The organism is Lysobacter sp. CA196 (assembly GCF_052078695.1).
GTDB lineage: Bacteria > Pseudomonadota > Gammaproteobacteria > Xanthomonadales > Xanthomonadaceae > Lysobacter.
This window is the reverse complement of record NZ_JBQJIN010000046.1, coordinates 1-16,028: the sequence shown is the minus strand read 5'-3', so window position 1 is coordinate 16,028 and position 16,028 is coordinate 1. Positions and strand designations below refer to the sequence as shown.

Here is a 16,028-nt window from a genome sequence, read left to right as displayed (position 1 = left end):
CGCGCTCTTCGGGACTCAGGTGGGTGTAGTGGTGGCCCATGTGCAGAACCCTTCGGTGGGTGATGCACTTAAGCTTAGAGACCGCCTTAGCTTTCTTTTGTTGCTTTAGACAAAAGAAAGTAACCCGTCGCTTTAGTGGCGGAAGCTTTTGGCGTTTGATCTGGATCTTGCTTGAGCGACGCGCCGCAAGACCGGTGCAGCGTGGTCGCGACTTACGTCGCTCCTACAGGGGAGGGATTCGCTGTGCTGCGTTGGTCGAGCAAGAGCAGAGCTTCCGTCCGCTGACGCGGCCGGGTTACTTTCTTTTGCTAAGCCCAAAAGAAAGGTAACCAAAGAAAAGGGCTTTCCTTGACGAAGCTCCCCTGCGAATTCGCAGCGCGCGCGGGGATTTTCCGATAAGACATCCTTGTCTTATCGGAAAACGGCGCACGTCCTGTGCGCCGCCCTCCGGGTCTCCAGGCGTTCTCGCAAGTTCGGAACTGCGCCAAGCTCATTACGGCAACGGCAACGGCAACGGCAACGGCAACGGCAACGGCAACGGCAACGGCAACGGCAACGGCAACGGCAACGGCAACGGCAACGGCAACGGCAATCGCGGCTGCGATGGCTTGGCTTTAGGGTAGGAGCGGCGTAAGCCGCGACCGCGAAATCTTCCGGTCGCGACGAAAGCTGACGTCAGGCGATGCTGTGCCGGACGACGTCGTCTCTGCAGAGGGTGTCGCTGCGCCGCGATCTGCGTCGTTGCCGTGGTTCCGCGGTCGCGGCTTGCGCCGCTCCTACCCCAAAGCAGGTCGCGATCCTACCGGCAATGCCTGCGCTTATTCCGAACGCAACGCGCTGTTGGGGACGTCGAGTTCCAGCGACAGCGCCAGGTGATCGGACAGGGCGGCGGGTACGGCGCGGGCGCCGGCGAAGGCCAGGCCGTCGCCCAGCAGGATGTGGTCGATCGCGCGCTGCGGGCGCCAGCTCGGGAAGGTCGGCAGGGCGCTCGACGGGGGCTGCAGGCGGGTGTTGCGGAACAGGGCCTGCATCTCGGGGCGGTCGGCCGAGCAGTTGAAGTCGCCCATCAGCACGGCATGCGGGTGGTCGTGCAGCAACTCGGCGATGAAGGCCAGTTGCGAGGCGCGCGAGGTCGCGCCGAGCGAGAGATGCGCCACCGCGACGGTCAGGCCGTCGTCGTCGGCGCCGTAGTGGGCGATCAACACGCCGCGGCCGGAGATGCGCCCGGGCAGCGGATGGTCGACGACTTCGCGCGGTTCCAGCTTGCTCAGCAGACCGTTGGCGCTGGAGGCGACGTTACCGACGCGACGGTTGGGCTGGTGGCTCCAGTACTCGAAGCCGGCGCGCTGGGCGAGGTAGTGGGTCTGGTTGGTGAAGCCCGAGCGCAGGCTGCCCGGGTCGCTTTCGTTGAGGCCGACGATGTCGTGCTCGCCGGCCAACTGGGCGATGGTGTCGAGGCTGCCGCGCTTGTTGCCGGCGGGCAGCACGTGCGACCAGCTGCGCGTCGCGTAATCGCTGTAGCGACGCGTGCTGGAACCGGCCTGGATGTTCGCGCTGAGCAGGCGCAGCCGGCGTGTATTCATGCGGAGGAGCGTCGGGCGGGCGGCCCGATCAGCCCTTGCTCGCCGGAGCCGGAGCGGCGGCGGCCGGAGCCGGCGTTGCGGCCGGTGCGGCTGCGCCCGTCGGTGCTTCGGCCGGAGCGGCGGCCGGTGCCGCGCCCTGGGCGGCGCGCTCGCGTGCGACCAGGTGGTCGGTGATGCGCAGCATGTCCTCGAAGCTCTTGCCCTTGACCAGGTACTTGCCGTTGACCACCAGCGACGGGCTGGAGCTCACGCCCGAGCGCTGCATGAACTGTTCGGCGCGCTTGAGCTTGGCGTTGATCGCGAAGCTGTTCATGGTGCCGATGAAGTCCTGCGGCTTGGCGCCGTACTTGGCGTAGAACTGGCCGAACTGTTCGTCGGTGACGCTCTGGTAGGACAGCGACTGGTCGATGTGCACGGCGCGGAACATCGCCTCGTGCGATTTCTCGAGCAGGCCGAGGGTCTGCGCGGTGTAGAACGCCTTCGCGAACGGAATCGGGTTGGCGCCGAACGGGCCGGCGATCGGGGTGAACTTGACGTCGGCGGTCTGCTTGGCGCGCCAGTCGAGCACCTGCGGTTCGAACTGCGCGCAGTGCGGGCAGGTGTAGCTGAAGATCTCGGCGACTTCGATCTTGCCGGCGACCGGCTCGTAGGGCTGGCCGGCCGGGATTTCGTCGTAGTCGGCACCGACCGTCGGGGCCGGGCCGGCCGGCGGCGTGGCCACGGCGGCGGGCTGGATCGCCGGAGCTTCCGGCGCCGCGGGAGCGGCGGGCGCACCGTCGGCCGGAGCCGCGGCGGCATCGGTGGCGGCCGGCGTGGCGGCGGCATCGGCCGGGGCCGCGGTTTCGGTCTTGGTGCAGGCGGCGAGCGCGAACAGGGCGCTCAGCACCAGCGGATAGCGGGACAACGAAGCCATACGCGAATTCATCAGGGAAATCTCCGCAATACGTTCAAAGGAGGTGTGGGCATCGGCGCCGGGCTGAAGCGCTCGTCGCGATGCCGACAGGAGCGACGTTCAGGATAACGGCCGCGGCAGGGAAGGGGGAGTGTAGAGGCCGGGATTCGAAGCGCGCGCATCGCTGTGGCGAATCGCGTCTGTCAAATCGGCGCCGTCGCAGCGATCAGCGCTTGCCGGCGCGCTCGCGCGCGACCAAGTGGTCGGCGACGCGCAGCATGTCGTCGAAGCCCTTCTGGGTGGTCACGCGGTACTTGCCGGCGACCACCAGCGACGGCGTGCCGTCGACGCCGGCGGCCATGATGAAGGCCTTGGCGCGTTCCATCGCCTTGGCGGTGGCCGGGCCGGTCATGGCGGCGGCGAAGGCCTGGCGGTTGGCGCCGTACTGGGCGTAGAAGCCGGCGATCTCGTCGGTCGAGGCGTTCTGGATCGGCAGACGGTGCTGCTCGTGCAGGGCGCTGAACATGGCCTCGTGGGTCTTGCCGAGCAGCTTCATCGACTGCGCGGTGTAGAAGGCCTGCGCGTACGGGTTCCAATAGCCGCCGAACGGTGCGGCCAGCGGCACGAAGTTGACGCCGGCCGGCTGCTTGGCGCGCCAGGCGGCGACCTGCGGCTCGAAGTGGGCGCAATGCGGGCAGGTGTAGCCGAACACCTCGACGACTTCGACCTTGCCCTTGACCGCGGCGAACGGCTTGCCGCCTTCGATCTCGACGTAATCGACGCCGGCTTCCGGCGCCGGGCCCGCGGGAGCGGCCGTCTTGGGCGCGGCGAACGCCGCGAACGGAAGCACTGCGAGCAGGAACAGGGAGGCCAGGCGTGGATTCATCGGAAAGTCTCGTCGGTGGCGGAATGAACGGGCGTCAAGCTTGCGCCGTCCGGCGACGGCCGGCCGGGCATAAAAAACGCCGGCACCCAGGATAGCGGCCGGCGTCTGCAACAGGAGTATCGGTACGACCCCCGGTGTGCGATGGAAGTTCCGCGGCCGCAACGAGCGGTGACGGCGGTCACCTTTTGCGCGGGCCTGGCTTACGCGAGTCTGGCTTGCGCGGGTCTGCCTGGGCAGGTCGTCCGACCAGGCCGTCTGGCCAGCCGCCACAACGAAAAACGCCGGCCTGTCGCCAGGCCGGCGTTGGTCCGATCGCCTTGGCGCCAGGCTCAGCCGTGGCTGGGCTGGGCCGGTGCGGCCGCCGGAGCGGCCGGAGCCGCGGCGGGCGTCGCCGCCGGGGCCGGAGCCGCCGGCGCGGTGGTCGCCGGCGCGGGCGTGGCCGGAGCGGTCACTGCGGGTGCCGGCGCATCGGCGGCGACGTCGTCGTCGGCACGCTCGTGCAGGCCCTGCAGATAGCTCGACAGCGAACCGATTTCCTCGTCGCTGAGCTGCTTGGCGACCGTCGCCATGATGTTGAACAGGTGCGGATCCTTCTGCGTGGTCGTGCCGGCGCGGTATTCCTCCAGGCGACGCTGCGAGTAGGCGGCCTGCTGGCCGGCGATGTGCGGGTAGGCCGGGCCGGGGTTGCCGGTGCCGCTCGGGCCGTGGCAGGCCATGCAGGCCGGGATGCCGCGGGCCTTGTCGCCGTTGCGGAACAACTGCTCGCCGACCTCGAAGAACTTCTTGTCCTTGTTGACGCCCGAGGCGATCACGGTGTCGTCGGCGACGCCGGCGCCGGACTTCTGGGTGGCGAAGTAGGCGCCCAGGTCGCGGGCGTCCTGGTCGCTCAGGGCGTCGGCGAAGGGCTTCATCGCCGCGGCCATGCCGGTATTGCGCTCGCCGCTCTTGAACAGGGCGATCTGGTGGGCGATGTAGCGCTCACTCTGGCCGGCCAGGCGCGGGTATTGCGGGTCGGTCGGGTTGCCGTCGAGGCCGTGGCAGGCCGCGCAGGTGCCGGCCTTGGTCGCGCCGGCCTTGACGTCGCCCCAGGAGGCCTTCGCCGCGGCGTTCAGCGGCGCGGTCTGGACCGGCTCCTTGTCGGGAATCGGCGTGACCGTGGCTTGGGCGTACGCAACGGCGGCGGCCGCGAGAGCGGCGAGGCCGACGAGGCCTAGAACGCGGGCTTGGCTCATGTAGCTGGGCTCCGAACTACTGGCTTGCTGGGTGGCAGGCTGAAAGGGGCGTACTGGGGACCGGACTGTGCGCAAGCTGCCGCCACCGGAACCTCGGAATTATCTTCGCCGGCCCCGACCGGGTCAACGCGGATTCAGTCTGCGGCACGCCGGAGGGTGGGGCGTGCGATCCTAATGGCATGAATAATCCCCTCGCCCGTGCCCGTTACCTGCTGTCGGCGCACAACGTAAAGCAGCTCCCGCCCGACGGCGGCTTCGAGGTCGCCTTCGCCGGCCGCTCCAATGCCGGCAAGTCCAGCGCCCTCAACGCCATGTGCCAGCAGAACGCCCTGGCGCGGGTGTCCAAGACCCCGGGGCGGACCCAGCAGTTGGTGTTCTTCGACGTCAGCCCCCTGTACCGCGGCCCCGAGCCGGCCCCGGAGCCCGACCGCTTCCTGGTCGACCTGCCCGGCTATGGCTACGCCAAGGTCCCGCAGAACCTGCAGGCGCACTGGCAGGCCTTCCTGGACCGTTACTTCGGCACCCGCGAGGCCCTGCGCGGGCTGGTCGTGGTCATGGACATCCGCCATCCGCTCAAGGACTACGACCGGCAGATGCTCGGTTACGCGGTCCAACGCGGCCTGCCGGCGCATGCGCTGCTGACCAAGGCCGACAAGTTCGGCCGCGGCCAGCAACAGCAGCAACTGATGATGGTGCGCAAGGAACTGAGCTCGGCGTTCGGCGACACGGTCAGCGTGCAGACCTTCTCCGGCGAGTCCAAGCAGGGCGTCGAAGAGGCCTGCGCGGTGGTCGCGCGCTGGCTCGAACTGGTCCCGCCGCCGGCCGCCTGAGCCGGCCGCGATTCGGCCTCGAGTGCGCGGCCGGCCGATCGTGTTGCAAACGCGGCTGGCCGCTCCGCCCGCGCCGACTGCGTTACTTCCTGGGTAGAAGGACTTCCGCGCGACCGGCGCGGAGGGCGATCTTCGGCTCAAGGAACGAGATGGACACGATCACCGACCCCCAGACCATCCTGGCTGCGGGCGCCTATGGCACCGCGCTGTTGTTCTTCGCTTATGGCGCCTATGCGCTGTTGAAGACCAAGAACGCCGAGCAGAACAAGAACGTGCGCTGGTACCTCGGCATCGGCGCGGTGGTGGTGGTGGCGATGATCGGCTTCGACACCCTCAAGAGCTGGCGCAGCGGCGAGCGCGTGGTGCCGAACGTGTACCTGACGTTCTCGCCCCGGTTCTCGGCGATCGACCTGCCCGACCCGGAAATCATCTACCGCGGCCAGGCGTTCGCGCCGAACGCAGCCATCGAAGTGGCCGACAACAACAGCAGCATCAACATCTCGGTCGATTCGATCATCAAGAAGGTCGAGGGCCTGCAGCAGAACAATCGCGACCTGCAGAACGCGGTCGGCAGCGCCGCGCTCGCCAATCAGCCGACCGAGCTGGCCGACGAGATCGCCGCGGCCAAGGCCGGGGGCGAGGACGCCTGCGCCGGCGGCGATGCGACCCTGTGCGGTTGGAAACAATTGTCGGAAGGCAAGCTCGACAGCGCGCAGGAGACCTTGACCCAGGCGGTCAAGGACACGCCGGCCAGCAACCCCAAGACCCGCGCGACCGCATTGAGCGGGCTTGGCGAGATCTACGTGGGGCAGGGCCGCATCGCCGAGGCCCAGGTGGTGCTCAGGAAGGCCGCCGCGCTCGGCAACGAGGGGGCGAAGAAGCGCCTGGACACGTTGGCCCTGCCACCCAGGGACCTGCGCTTGCGGCCCACGCCGACCCCTGCGCCGGCCCTGACGCCGCGCCCCGAGCTGCAGCGCGAGTCCTTGCAACGCGAAGTGCGGGCGACCCGATTGCCGGCGCGCGGTTGAGGCCCGACGGCGGATCGCCTTGCCGGTTGCCGCTGCGCCGACGGCTTAGGGCGTCGGCGCCGGCAGCGGCCGGCTCGCGTTGATCTCGCCGCGCGGGTCGTAGTCGCGCGCCGTGTCGCGCACGCCGTCGCCGTTGCTGTCGAACTCGCCGCTGACCGGGCGGTTGTCGACATAGTCGATGTGCTTGACCAAGTTGCCGCGTTTGTCGAACCACTGCTCGTTCTGCAGTACGCCGCGCTTGGCGGTTTGCTGCCAGTCGACCTGGCCGTCGCCGTCGTAATCGGCGCTGCGGCCGGCGAATTGGCCGTTTTCGTAGCGGCTCGCGGTTTCGCGCACGCCGTCGAAGTCCTGGTCTTCCTCGATCTCGGTCGGCAGCCCGCGTTCGTCGTAGTGGGTGCGCTGGTCGACTTCGCCGTCGTTGTTGCGGTCGGCGTCGACGCGTTGCAGGCGCTCGCCCTCGTAGAACAGCGCCTCATCGGGCCGGCCGTCGCCGTTGTAGTCGACCGATTGCTGGCTGGCTCGCGGTTGCATGGCGATGCCGGCGGCGATGGCGCCGCCGAGCGCGCCGACGATCAGAGCGAACACGATGCCGCCGAGGCCGGCACCGGTGTGGCGCGAGGGCAGACGTTGGTTCAAAGGCCGGTAGAGATTGCCGCTCTCGACGTGCGCGGGCGTGTCGTCGTCGCCGTAGTCGTTGTCGGCCTCGCGATCGGCCGCGGTGTCATCGTCGTCGTCGAGCGGCACCGCGGTGTCCTGCCAGGCCTGGATGATGGCGCGTGCGCGTTCGACGTCCTCGTCGGCGACTTCGAGCCGGACCGCGCCGCCGACCGGCAACAGGCCGGCGCCGCCTTCCAGCGCGCCGCCGAACACGAACGAGCGGATGCCTTCCTCCGCCAACAAGCCGCGCACGAGCTGCGCGTCCGCCGAATGGGCGGCGTGATACACGATCTGCATGCGGCCTTTCCCCCTGTGCGCGGACCGTCCTGCCGCGTCACCAGAGTATGCCGCCAGCTCAGCGGGCTGCGCGCGCCGCGAACACGCCGTAAGCCGGCAGGCGCAGACGATCGCCGCTGCGCTCGCCGGAAGGCAGGCCGTGGCCGCGATCGAGGTGCCAAGTGCCGGCTTCGGACAGGTTCAATTCCGCCTCGGCGCCGCCGAGGTTGAACGCCATCAGCACCGCGTCCACGCCGCTGCCGCGGACGAAGGCGATCACCGGCTCATCGCTGGCGAGGAAACGGATCGCGCCGTCGAGCAGGGCCGGCCGGGTCTTGCGCCACGACAGGAAACGGCGGAAGCGGTTCAAGGGCGAGTCGGGGTCGTGCTGTTGGCGAGCGACGTCGAGGCCGCGATGCTCCTCGGCGATCGGCAGCCACGGCGTGCCGGTGCTGAAACCGGCCTGCGGCGTGCCGTCCCAGGGCATCGGCGTGCGGCAACCGTCGCGGCCCTTGAAGGTCGGCCAGAAGGCGATGCTGAAGGGGTCGCGCAGCGCCTCGAACGGCAGCTCGGCTTCGGGCAGGCCCAGTTCTTCGCCCTGGTAGACGCAGACCGAGCCGCGCAGCGAGCACATCAGCGCGCTGAGCATGGAGGCGAAGTGCGCCGGCGTGTCGCCGCGGCCCCAGCGCGAGACCACGCGCTGCACGTCGTGGTTGGAGATCGCCCAGCACGGCCAGCCTTCGAGCATGCGCTCTTCCAGGGTTTCGGCGGTGCCGCGGATATGGGCGACGCTGTAGTCCTCGGTCAACAGCTCGAAGCTGTAGCCCATGTGCAGGCGGCCGTCGCGGGTGTATTCGTCCATGGTCGCCAGCGAGTCTTCCGAGGAGATCTCGCCGAGCGACACCGCGCCCGGATAACGGTCGAGCAGGGCGCGCAGCTCGGCCAGGAAGTCGAGGTTATCGGGCTGGTTGTTGTTGTAGTAGTGGTACTGGAAGGCGTAGGGGTTGTCGGGGCTGAAGCCGCGTCCGACCCGCAGCTCCCGCGCTTTCGGCGGGTTGTCGCGCAGTAGCGCGTCGTGGAAACAGAAGTTGATCGCGTCCAGGCGCAGGCCGTCGACCCCGCGGTCGAGCCAGAAGCGCACGTTGTCGAGCACCGCGGCGCGCACCGCCGGATTATGGAAGTTCAAGTCCGGTTGCGAGGCCAGGAAGTTGTGCAGGTAGTACTGCTGGCGGCGCGGTTCCCACTGCCAGGCGACGCCGCCGAACAGCGACATCCAGTTGTTCGGTGCGGTGCCGTCGGGGCTGGCGTCGGCCCATACGTACCAGTCGGCGAACTCGTTGTCGCGGCTCTCGCGGCTGCGCTTGAACCACTCGTGCTGGTCGGAGGTATGGCTGAGGACCTGGTCGATCATCACCCGCAGGCCCAGCGCATGCGCCTTGGCGAGCAGGCGGTCGAAGTCGTCGAGGTTGCCGAACAGGGGGTCGACCGCGCGGTAGTCGGCGATGTCGTAGCCGAAATCGATCATCGGCGACTTGAAGAACGGCGACACCCAGATCGCATCGACGCCCAGATCGGCGACGTAGCCGAGCTTGTCGATGATGCCGGGCAGGTCGCCGACGCCGTCGCCGTCGAGGTCGCGGAAGCTGCGCGGGTAAATCTGGTAGATCACCGCGCCGCGCCACCAGGCGGTTTCCTGCGCTGCGGCGGGGGTCGGAAGATTGACGGCTGACAAGAGGCGCCCCTGATGGCGAATGCGGTCTTCGTGCTGCACTGCCGCGATGCGCGCCAGCTTACCGCCGGGCGCATTCGCGGCTCGCCGGCCTGCATACGTATTCATGCCCAAACGACCGATGAAGTGCGACATGAATGCGACTGCCGGCCATGAATACGTATGCATAAACCGCAGCGGGCGCGATCGCTTGCCTAACATGCGCCTCAGACCGAAGGCGCACGTCGCCCAGGCAACCGCAGCGCGCCGCAGTGCGCGCGCGGACGGCACACAGCTACTGGAGGGGAGCATGTCGAGAACGAACCGGGCTTCAACGAACAAACAACGCCACCTGTTGACCGTGGCCCTGGCCTCGTTCGGCCTGTGCAACTCGTGGACGGTGTGGGCGGCCGATGCGCCCGCCGCGCAGGACGCCCCGGCCGCGGCCAGCGCCGAGGCGGCCCCGACCAGCGCCGCGCACGAACTCGACGCGGTCCAGGTCACCGGCAACCGCCGCGTGCAGTCGATCCAGAAATACGCCGGCACGATCCAGTCCTTCAGCGGCGACGATCTGACCAAGCTCGGCATCAACACCGACTTCCGCAACCTGCAGGCAGTGGTGCCGGGCCTGCAGATCACCCGCCAGGAAGGCAAGTACGAGATCTTCCTGCGCGGCATCGGCGCGGCCGATTCGGACTTCTCCTCCGATCCGTCGGTGGCCACGTACTACAACGGCATCTACCTGCCGCGCCCGCGTTCGATCGGGCCGATGTTCTTCGACGTCGACCGCATCGAGGTCAACAAGGGCCCGCAGGGCACCGTGCGCGGCCGCAATGCGACCGGCGGCTCGATCAACGTGATCTCCAAGCGCCCCGAGCTCGGCGTGACCAGCGGCGGCCTCAAGGTCGGCGCCGGCAACCACGATTTCACCACCGCCGAAGGCGTGTTGAACCTGCCGATCGGCGAGACCTTCGCCCTGCGCGCGGCGCTGTTCGACGAAGAACGATCTTCCTATATCAAGAACGGTTACCCCAGCTCGCTGTTCGCGGGCGAAGGCCCGGGCGCGCTCGACAACCAGGCCGCGCGCCTGTCGATGCTGTGGGAGCCCAACGACAAGTTTTCCGCTTACGTGATGCTCGACAAGGTCAGCGAGCGCGGTACCGGCGACCCGGGCCTGTTCGCCGAACGCGGCCTGGCCGCGGGCTACGACATCGACGACCTGTCCGACCCGTTCCGCCAGTACTTCCGCACCCAGGGCAAGACCAGCAACGACATCGAAGGCGTCGCGGGCACCTTCACCTATGCCTTCAACGATGCGGTGTCGGTGGAGTTCAACACCTCCTACCGCAAGTACGAGTTCGACAACCGCAACGCCTCGCGCGAATGGCAGCTCGGCCCGGTCTATCCGGGGTCCGAACGCGAGGCCTATCACAACCCCGAACGCCTGGCCTGGTACGACACCTTCTATCAGTCCGACAAGTCCAGCTCGACCATCAACGAACTGCGCTTCTTCGGCGACACCGGCAAGCTGATCTGGTCGGCCGGCCTGTTCAATTACGAAGAGAAGTACGACTACACCTCCTGGGACGTCGGCAACGGCTACTTCGGCGACTGCGACTGGTGGCGTCCCGGCACCGTCTGCGGTTGGCAGGACGGCCTGGGCGGTGAGAACCGCGGCGACGACTCCAAGGTCGAGTCGAACGCGGTCTACGGCGACTTCAGCTTCGCCGCGACCGATTCGCTGCGCCTGATCGGCGGCGTGCGCTACACCCGCGACAAGAAGACCGCGCGCGAATCCAACGTCAAATACCAGTTCGTGATTCCGGAGGAACTGTTCCAGCAGTTCACCGGCCAGCCGATCAACACCGCGACCAATCCCTACACCACCGGACTGGTGCTGGGTTCGCCCGGCTTCCAGCTGGCGCCTCCCGGCCGTCGCGGCGGCGGCGACCCGAGCGTCTGCACCGGCTGGTCGCCGGCCGAGCTGCGTTGCGGCCCGGGCGCGAATTCGCTCGACTATTTCCTCGGCGGCATCCAAAACTTCGGCGCGCAGGATAACTGGGCCCAGTTCCTCACCCGCAACCGCGACCAGATCGACGTGATCGTGCGTTCCGACTTCCCCGGCGGCAAGAGCGTGGACGTCTACGAGGACAGCTACGTCGATTGGCGCGTGGGCTTCGAGTACGACCTCAACCCGCAGGTGATGCTGTACGGCACGGTGTCGACCGGCACGCGTTCGGGCGGCATCAACCGTCCCTTGCTGCTCAACGACGGCAGCGCGCTGGCGCCGACCTTCGAGCCGGAAGAGCTGACCTCGTACGAAGCCGGTATCAAGGGCGATTACCTGTGGGGCGAGACCCCGGTGCGCCTCAACGCCTCGGTGTTCTACTACGACTACCAGAACAAGGTGCTGCAGAACCTGATCGACGTGCCCGCGCCGACGCCGACCAACCCGAACGCGACCAGCCGCCAGGTGTTCAACGACAACGCCGCCAACGCCAGCGTGCTGGGCCTGGAGCTCGAAGGCCGGGTCGGCCTGCCGCACGGCTTCAACCTGGGCTACAACTTCACCTACCTCGACGCGACCTTCGACGACTCCAAGGTGCTCGACACGCGTTCCGGCGGCCTGGGCCTGATCGTGCCGCTCGACGGCAACCGCCTGCCGAACACCTCCAAGTACAACGCCAACCTCAGCCTGTCGCAGACCATCGACATCGGCCACGGCGCCTTGAACTCGTTCGACTGGACGATCAACCTGACCTACCGCTCCGACTACTACCTGACCGCCTTCAACAGCCGCGGCTTCGGGCTGGACGCGGCCGGCAACGTGATCGAGATCCCGCTGGCCGACATGCCGTTCAACAACGGCTCCAACCCCGCCGCCGGCGGCGGCCCGGCCAACGGCATGGCGATGCGCGACGACGTCGGCGGCTTCACCACCGTCAACGTCTCGGCCGGCCTGAACTTCGGCGAAGACAGCCAGTTCCGCATCGACGGCTTCGTCTCCAACCTCACCGACGAGGTGTATTCGGGCAAGGGCTTCGTCAACAACGCGACCAACATCCGCTACCTCAACACCCCGCGGATGTACGGGATCCGGTTCTCGTCGCAGTTCTGAAGCGGAAGCGAAAGCAACTCCCAGGAGCGAGAGCAAATCCCCCCTAACCCCCCTTTGTCAAAGGGGGAATGGAACGCGGCTTTGGGCAGGGCGCTATCGCTTGGATGGCGCTGTGCTGCTCGGGTAACGCCGCCTTGCTTGTCTTCCCCCTTTGACAAAGGGGGGATCGAGGGGGATTTGCTTCTCCTGCCACCGCGCCGCTTTGCCGTCCGGCGCTTCATGCCAGTATCGAGCCCATGACCGAACGCACAGAGCGCAGCGCCACGTCCCGCAAGCCGCAGCTGTCGTTCTGGCAGATCTGGAACATGTGCTTCGGTTTTCTCGGCATCCAGTTCGGCTTCGCCCTGCAGAACGCCAACGTCAGCCGGATCTTCCAGAGCCTCGGCGCGCCGATCGACGACATCCCGATGCTGTGGATCGCCGCGCCGCTGACCGGGCTGATCGTGCAACCCATCGTCGGCTATCTGTCCGACCGCACCTGGACCGGCCTCGGTCGCAGGCGTCCGTATTTTCTGGTCGGGGCGGTGCTCGCCACGCTCGCGCTGTTGGCGATGCCGAATTCGCCGACCTTGTGGATCGCCGCCGGCCTGCTGTGGGTGCTTGACGCGTCCATCAATATTTCGATGGAGCCGTTCCGCGCCTTCGTCGGCGACCAGTTGCCGACCTCGCAGCGCCCGAGCGGCTATGCGATGCAGAGTTTCTTCATCGGCGTAGGTTCGGTGGTCGCCAGCGTGTTGCCGTATGCGCTCGCCCATCTCGGCGTCGGCAACACCGCCGGGCCCGGCGAGGTGCCCGATACGGTGCGCTACGCCTTCTATTTCGGCGGTGCGGCGCTGTTGCTGTCGGTCGGCTGGACCGTGCTGCGCACCCGAGAGTATCCGCCCGAGGCCTTGCAGTCCTTCGACGATGCCTTGTCCGAAGCGCCGCGGCCCAACCGCGACCGCGTACGTTGCGCGCTGTTCGGCGCCTCCTGGCTGGTGGTCGGCGGCCTGGTCGCCACGACCATCTCGATGTGCGGGCTCGACCGCCAGCTGTACGTACTGGCCGGCCTGATCGGCGCGTTCGGCCTGGCGCTGATGGTCCGCGGCATGATCGGCGCCGGCGGCGGCTTCGCCACGGTGATGGACGATCTGCATGCGATGCCTTCGACCATGGTGCGGCTGGCGGTGGTGCAGTTCTTCTCCTGGTTCGCCCTGTTCGCGATGTGGATCTACACCACGCCGGCGGTGACCCAACTGCATTTCCACAGCAGCGACACCACCTCGGCCGCCTACAACGAAGGCGCCAACTGGGTCGGCGTGTTGTTCGCCGCGTATAACGGTTTCGCCGCGCTCGCGGCGGTGGTAATCCCGTGGATGGTACGACGCTGGGGCCTGCGCTGGAGCCATCTGTGCAACGTCGCTCTCGGCGGCCTGGGCCTGATCTCGATCGCCCTGATCCGCGACCCGCAATGGCTGCTGCTGTCGATGCTCGGGGTCGGTTTCGCCTGGGCCTCGATCCTGTCGCTGCCGTATGCCCTGCTGTCCGACAGCGTGCCGGCGACCAAGATGGGCGTGTACATGGGCATCTTCAATTTCTTCATCGTCATTCCGCAGTTGGTCGCGGCCAGTCTGCTCGGCTTCCTGCTCAAAACCTTTTTCCACGGCGAACCGGTCTGGGCCCTGGCGATCGGCGGCGCGAGCCTGTTCGTGTCCGGCCTGTGCGTGCTGTGGGTGCGCGAGCCCAGCAGCGAGGCCGCGGCATGAGGGCGCTGGCGTCGATCGCGCTGAGTTTCGCCCTGGCCGGCTGCGCGCACGGCGCGCGCGAAACGCCGCCGGCACGCGAGTACTACGGCACCCTGGAACCGATGGCGAGCGATGCGGTGTACTTCGTCGTCACCGATCGTTTCGTCAATGGCGACCAATCCAACGACCAACGCGAGCAAGGCGGGCCGGACCCGCGCACGCGCAGCTTCGACCGCCCGGTGCCGGGCGCGCCGCCGGACGAAAGCGACAACATCGGCTACCTCGGCGGCGACTTCAAAGGCCTGCTCGACAACGCCGGTTACATCCGCGACATGGGCTTCGGCGCGGTCTGGCTGACGCCCATCGTCGACAACCCCGACCAGGCCTTTACCGGCGGCGATGCGGTCACCTGGAACGGCGCCTTCCAGGATCGCGGCAAGACCGGCTATCACGGCTACTGGGGCGTCGATTTCTATCGTCTCGATGAGCACCTGCCGAGCCCCGGACTCGATTTCGCCGGCCTCACCCAGGGTCTGAAGCGGCACGGCCTCAAGACCGTGCTCGACATCGTCGCCAACCACGGCTCGCCTTCGTTCACGATGCCGAAGGACCAGCCCAAGTACGGCGAGATCTATCGCGACGGCGTGCTGGTCGCCGATCATCAGAACTTGGCGCCGGAACAACTCGACCCCGAACACAATCCGCTGCATCGGTTCTTCCACGCACAGAAGGACCTGGTGCAGTTGTCGAACCTCGACGACACCCAACCTGAGGTGCTCGACTACTTCGTCGGCGCCTACTCGCAATGGATCGACCAGGGCGCCGACGCCTTCCGCATCGACACCATCCGGCACATGCCGCATGCGTTCTGGAAGGCCTTCGCCGAACGCATCCGCGCCAAACGTCCGGGTTTCTTCATGTTCGGCGAGGCCTTCGACTACAAGGCGGACAACATCGCGCCGTTCACCTGGGCCGAGAACGGCGGCATCAGCGTGCTCGATTTCCCGCTCAAGGAGGGCCTGGCGCAGGTGTTCGGCACCGGCAGCCGCGGCTTCGCGGCCTTGTCGGACCGCTTGTACCTGCGCGATGGCCCGTACGCGAACCCGTACGAGTTGATGACCTTCTACGACAACCACGACATGCCGCGCCTGGCCGCGAGCGATGAGGGCTTCATCGACGCGCACAATTGGCTGTTCACCGCGCGCGGCATCCCGGTGATCTACTACGGCTCCGAGATCGGCTTCATGCTCGGCCGCGCCGAGCATGCCGGCAATCGCAATTACTTCGGTCAGGAACGTGTCGACGCCGCCAAGTCGCACCCGATCCATGCCGCGCTCAAGCGCATCGCCAAGGTGCGCGAGGCTTCGCCAGCCCTGCAGCGTGGCCTGCAGTTGAATCTGCTGATGAAGGAAGAACGCGCGGCGTTCTATCGTGTCTATCAGCATGCGGGCGAATCGCAGATCGCCTTGGTGTTGCTCAACAAGGGCGATTCGTCGACCACGTTCTGGATCCGCGACTACCTGCAGGCCGGGCGTTGGCGCGCGGCGCTGGGCGGCGGCACGGTCGAGGTCGGCGAGGACGATACGATCGAGGCTAAGGTGCCTGCGCACGGGGTCGAGGTGTATCTGCTCGATGCGCCGGTGCGGCGGGCGGATTTGGCGGCGGCCTTGGATGACGCGATGGCGCATGCGCGGCGGCGTTGAGCCGCGATCTATGGCGTGTCGCGAATCCTTTCCTGTAGGAGCGGCGCGAGCCGCGACCGCGGGACGAGTTGGCCCAACAATGCCGATGGCAGTCATCGAAGCGCCGCGGCATCGCGAGGGTAGGAGCGGCGCAAGCCGCGACCGCGCTGCTACGGTCTTGCGGCGTTTCGCTCAAGCAAGATCTAGATCAAGATCAAACGCCAAAAGCTTCCGCCACTAAAGCGGCGGGTTACTTTCTTTTGTCTAAAGCAACAAAAGAAAGGTAACCAAAGAAAAAGGGGCTGTCCTAGATAAGAGTTATAGCCCCACCCAGTCCCGCAGCGTATTGAGCTGCTGACGGGGTGTCCCATAGTTGAAACGGAACTCGCACTCTTTCAGGAACAAGAAGAAA

Annotated in this window: 11 protein-coding genes and 1 pseudogene; 5 read left to right on the top strand and 7 right to left on the bottom strand. The window is 67.3% G+C overall.

Annotated elements, in window-relative coordinates; genetic code table 11:
* Positions 1–818: 818 nt before the first annotated feature.
* The 4 genes from ACTOWK_RS22955 to ACTOWK_RS22940 all read right to left on the bottom strand — a co-directional run bounded on the left by ACTOWK_RS22955 (position 819) and on the right by ACTOWK_RS22940 (position 4,593).
* Positions 819–1,583: an endonuclease/exonuclease/phosphatase family protein gene (locus tag ACTOWK_RS22955; RefSeq protein ID WP_441332398.1), complete on the bottom strand. Its 765-nt coding sequence runs from the start codon at positions 1,581–1,583 to the stop codon at positions 819–821.
* A gap of 28 nt (positions 1,584–1,611) precedes the next feature.
* Positions 1,612–2,496: a thiol:disulfide interchange protein DsbA/DsbL gene (locus ACTOWK_RS22950; RefSeq protein WP_441332397.1), complete on the bottom strand. Its 885-nt coding sequence runs from the start codon at positions 2,494–2,496 to the stop codon at positions 1,612–1,614.
* A gap of 205 nt (positions 2,497–2,701) precedes the next feature.
* A complete protein-coding gene (locus ACTOWK_RS22945; protein ID WP_441332396.1) occupies positions 2,702–3,361 on the bottom strand; it encodes a thiol:disulfide interchange protein DsbA/DsbL in 660 nt (219 codons plus the stop codon).
* A gap of 329 nt (positions 3,362–3,690) precedes the next feature.
* Entirely contained in the window at positions 3,691–4,593 is a 903-nt protein-coding gene (locus ACTOWK_RS22940) for a c-type cytochrome (RefSeq protein WP_441332395.1), read from the bottom strand.
* Positions 4,594–4,772: 179 nt separating this feature from the next.
* Here ACTOWK_RS22940 and yihA point away from each other — a divergent pair, with 179 nt between their 5' ends.
* Positions 4,773–5,423 (top strand): ribosome biogenesis GTP-binding protein YihA/YsxC, encoded by a 651-nt coding sequence (gene yihA / locus ACTOWK_RS22935; RefSeq protein WP_441332394.1) that lies wholly within the window; start codon positions 4,773–4,775, stop codon positions 5,421–5,423.
* A 149-nt stretch (positions 5,424–5,572) separates the two neighbouring features.
* The gene (locus tag ACTOWK_RS22930; protein WP_441332393.1) at positions 5,573–6,451 is read left to right on the top strand and encodes a tetratricopeptide repeat protein; all 879 of its coding nucleotides are present in this window, start codon (positions 5,573–5,575) and stop codon (positions 6,449–6,451) included.
* Positions 6,452–6,496: 45 nt separating this feature from the next.
* Here the strand turns inward: ACTOWK_RS22930 and ACTOWK_RS22925 are convergent, their stop codons facing one another.
* Positions 6,497–7,405 (bottom strand): putative signal transducing protein, encoded by a 909-nt coding sequence (locus ACTOWK_RS22925; RefSeq protein ID WP_441332392.1) that lies wholly within the window; start codon positions 7,403–7,405, stop codon positions 6,497–6,499.
* Between the two features lie 58 nt (positions 7,406–7,463).
* Positions 7,464–9,116 (bottom strand): alpha-glucosidase, encoded by a 1,653-nt coding sequence (locus tag ACTOWK_RS22920; protein WP_441332391.1) that lies wholly within the window; start codon positions 9,114–9,116, stop codon positions 7,464–7,466.
* A gap of 286 nt (positions 9,117–9,402) precedes the next feature.
* Between ACTOWK_RS22920 and ACTOWK_RS22915 the strand changes: the two genes are divergently transcribed.
* The 3 genes from ACTOWK_RS22915 to ACTOWK_RS22905 all read left to right on the top strand — a co-directional run bounded on the left by ACTOWK_RS22915 (position 9,403) and on the right by ACTOWK_RS22905 (position 15,637).
* Positions 9,403–12,210 carry a TonB-dependent receptor gene (locus ACTOWK_RS22915; RefSeq protein WP_441332390.1) on the top strand — a complete coding sequence of 936 codons (2,808 nt, stop codon included), beginning with the start codon at positions 9,403–9,405 and terminating at the stop codon, positions 12,208–12,210.
* 236 nt (positions 12,211–12,446) lie between these two features.
* Positions 12,447–13,955, top strand: a complete 1,509-nt coding sequence (locus ACTOWK_RS22910) for an MFS transporter (protein ID WP_441332389.1) — start codon at positions 12,447–12,449, stop codon at positions 13,953–13,955.
* Positions 13,952–15,637: an alpha-amylase family glycosyl hydrolase gene (locus tag ACTOWK_RS22905; RefSeq protein ID WP_441332388.1), complete on the top strand. Its 1,686-nt coding sequence runs from the start codon at positions 13,952–13,954 to the stop codon at positions 15,635–15,637. Before ACTOWK_RS22910 ends, ACTOWK_RS22905 begins: the two co-directional genes overlap by 4 nt.
* A gap of 297 nt (positions 15,638–15,934) precedes the next feature.
* Here the strand turns inward: ACTOWK_RS22905 and ACTOWK_RS22900 are convergent.
* Positions 15,935–16,028 (bottom strand): annotated as a pseudogene (locus tag ACTOWK_RS22900) (IS1595 family transposase); the annotation flags it as partial.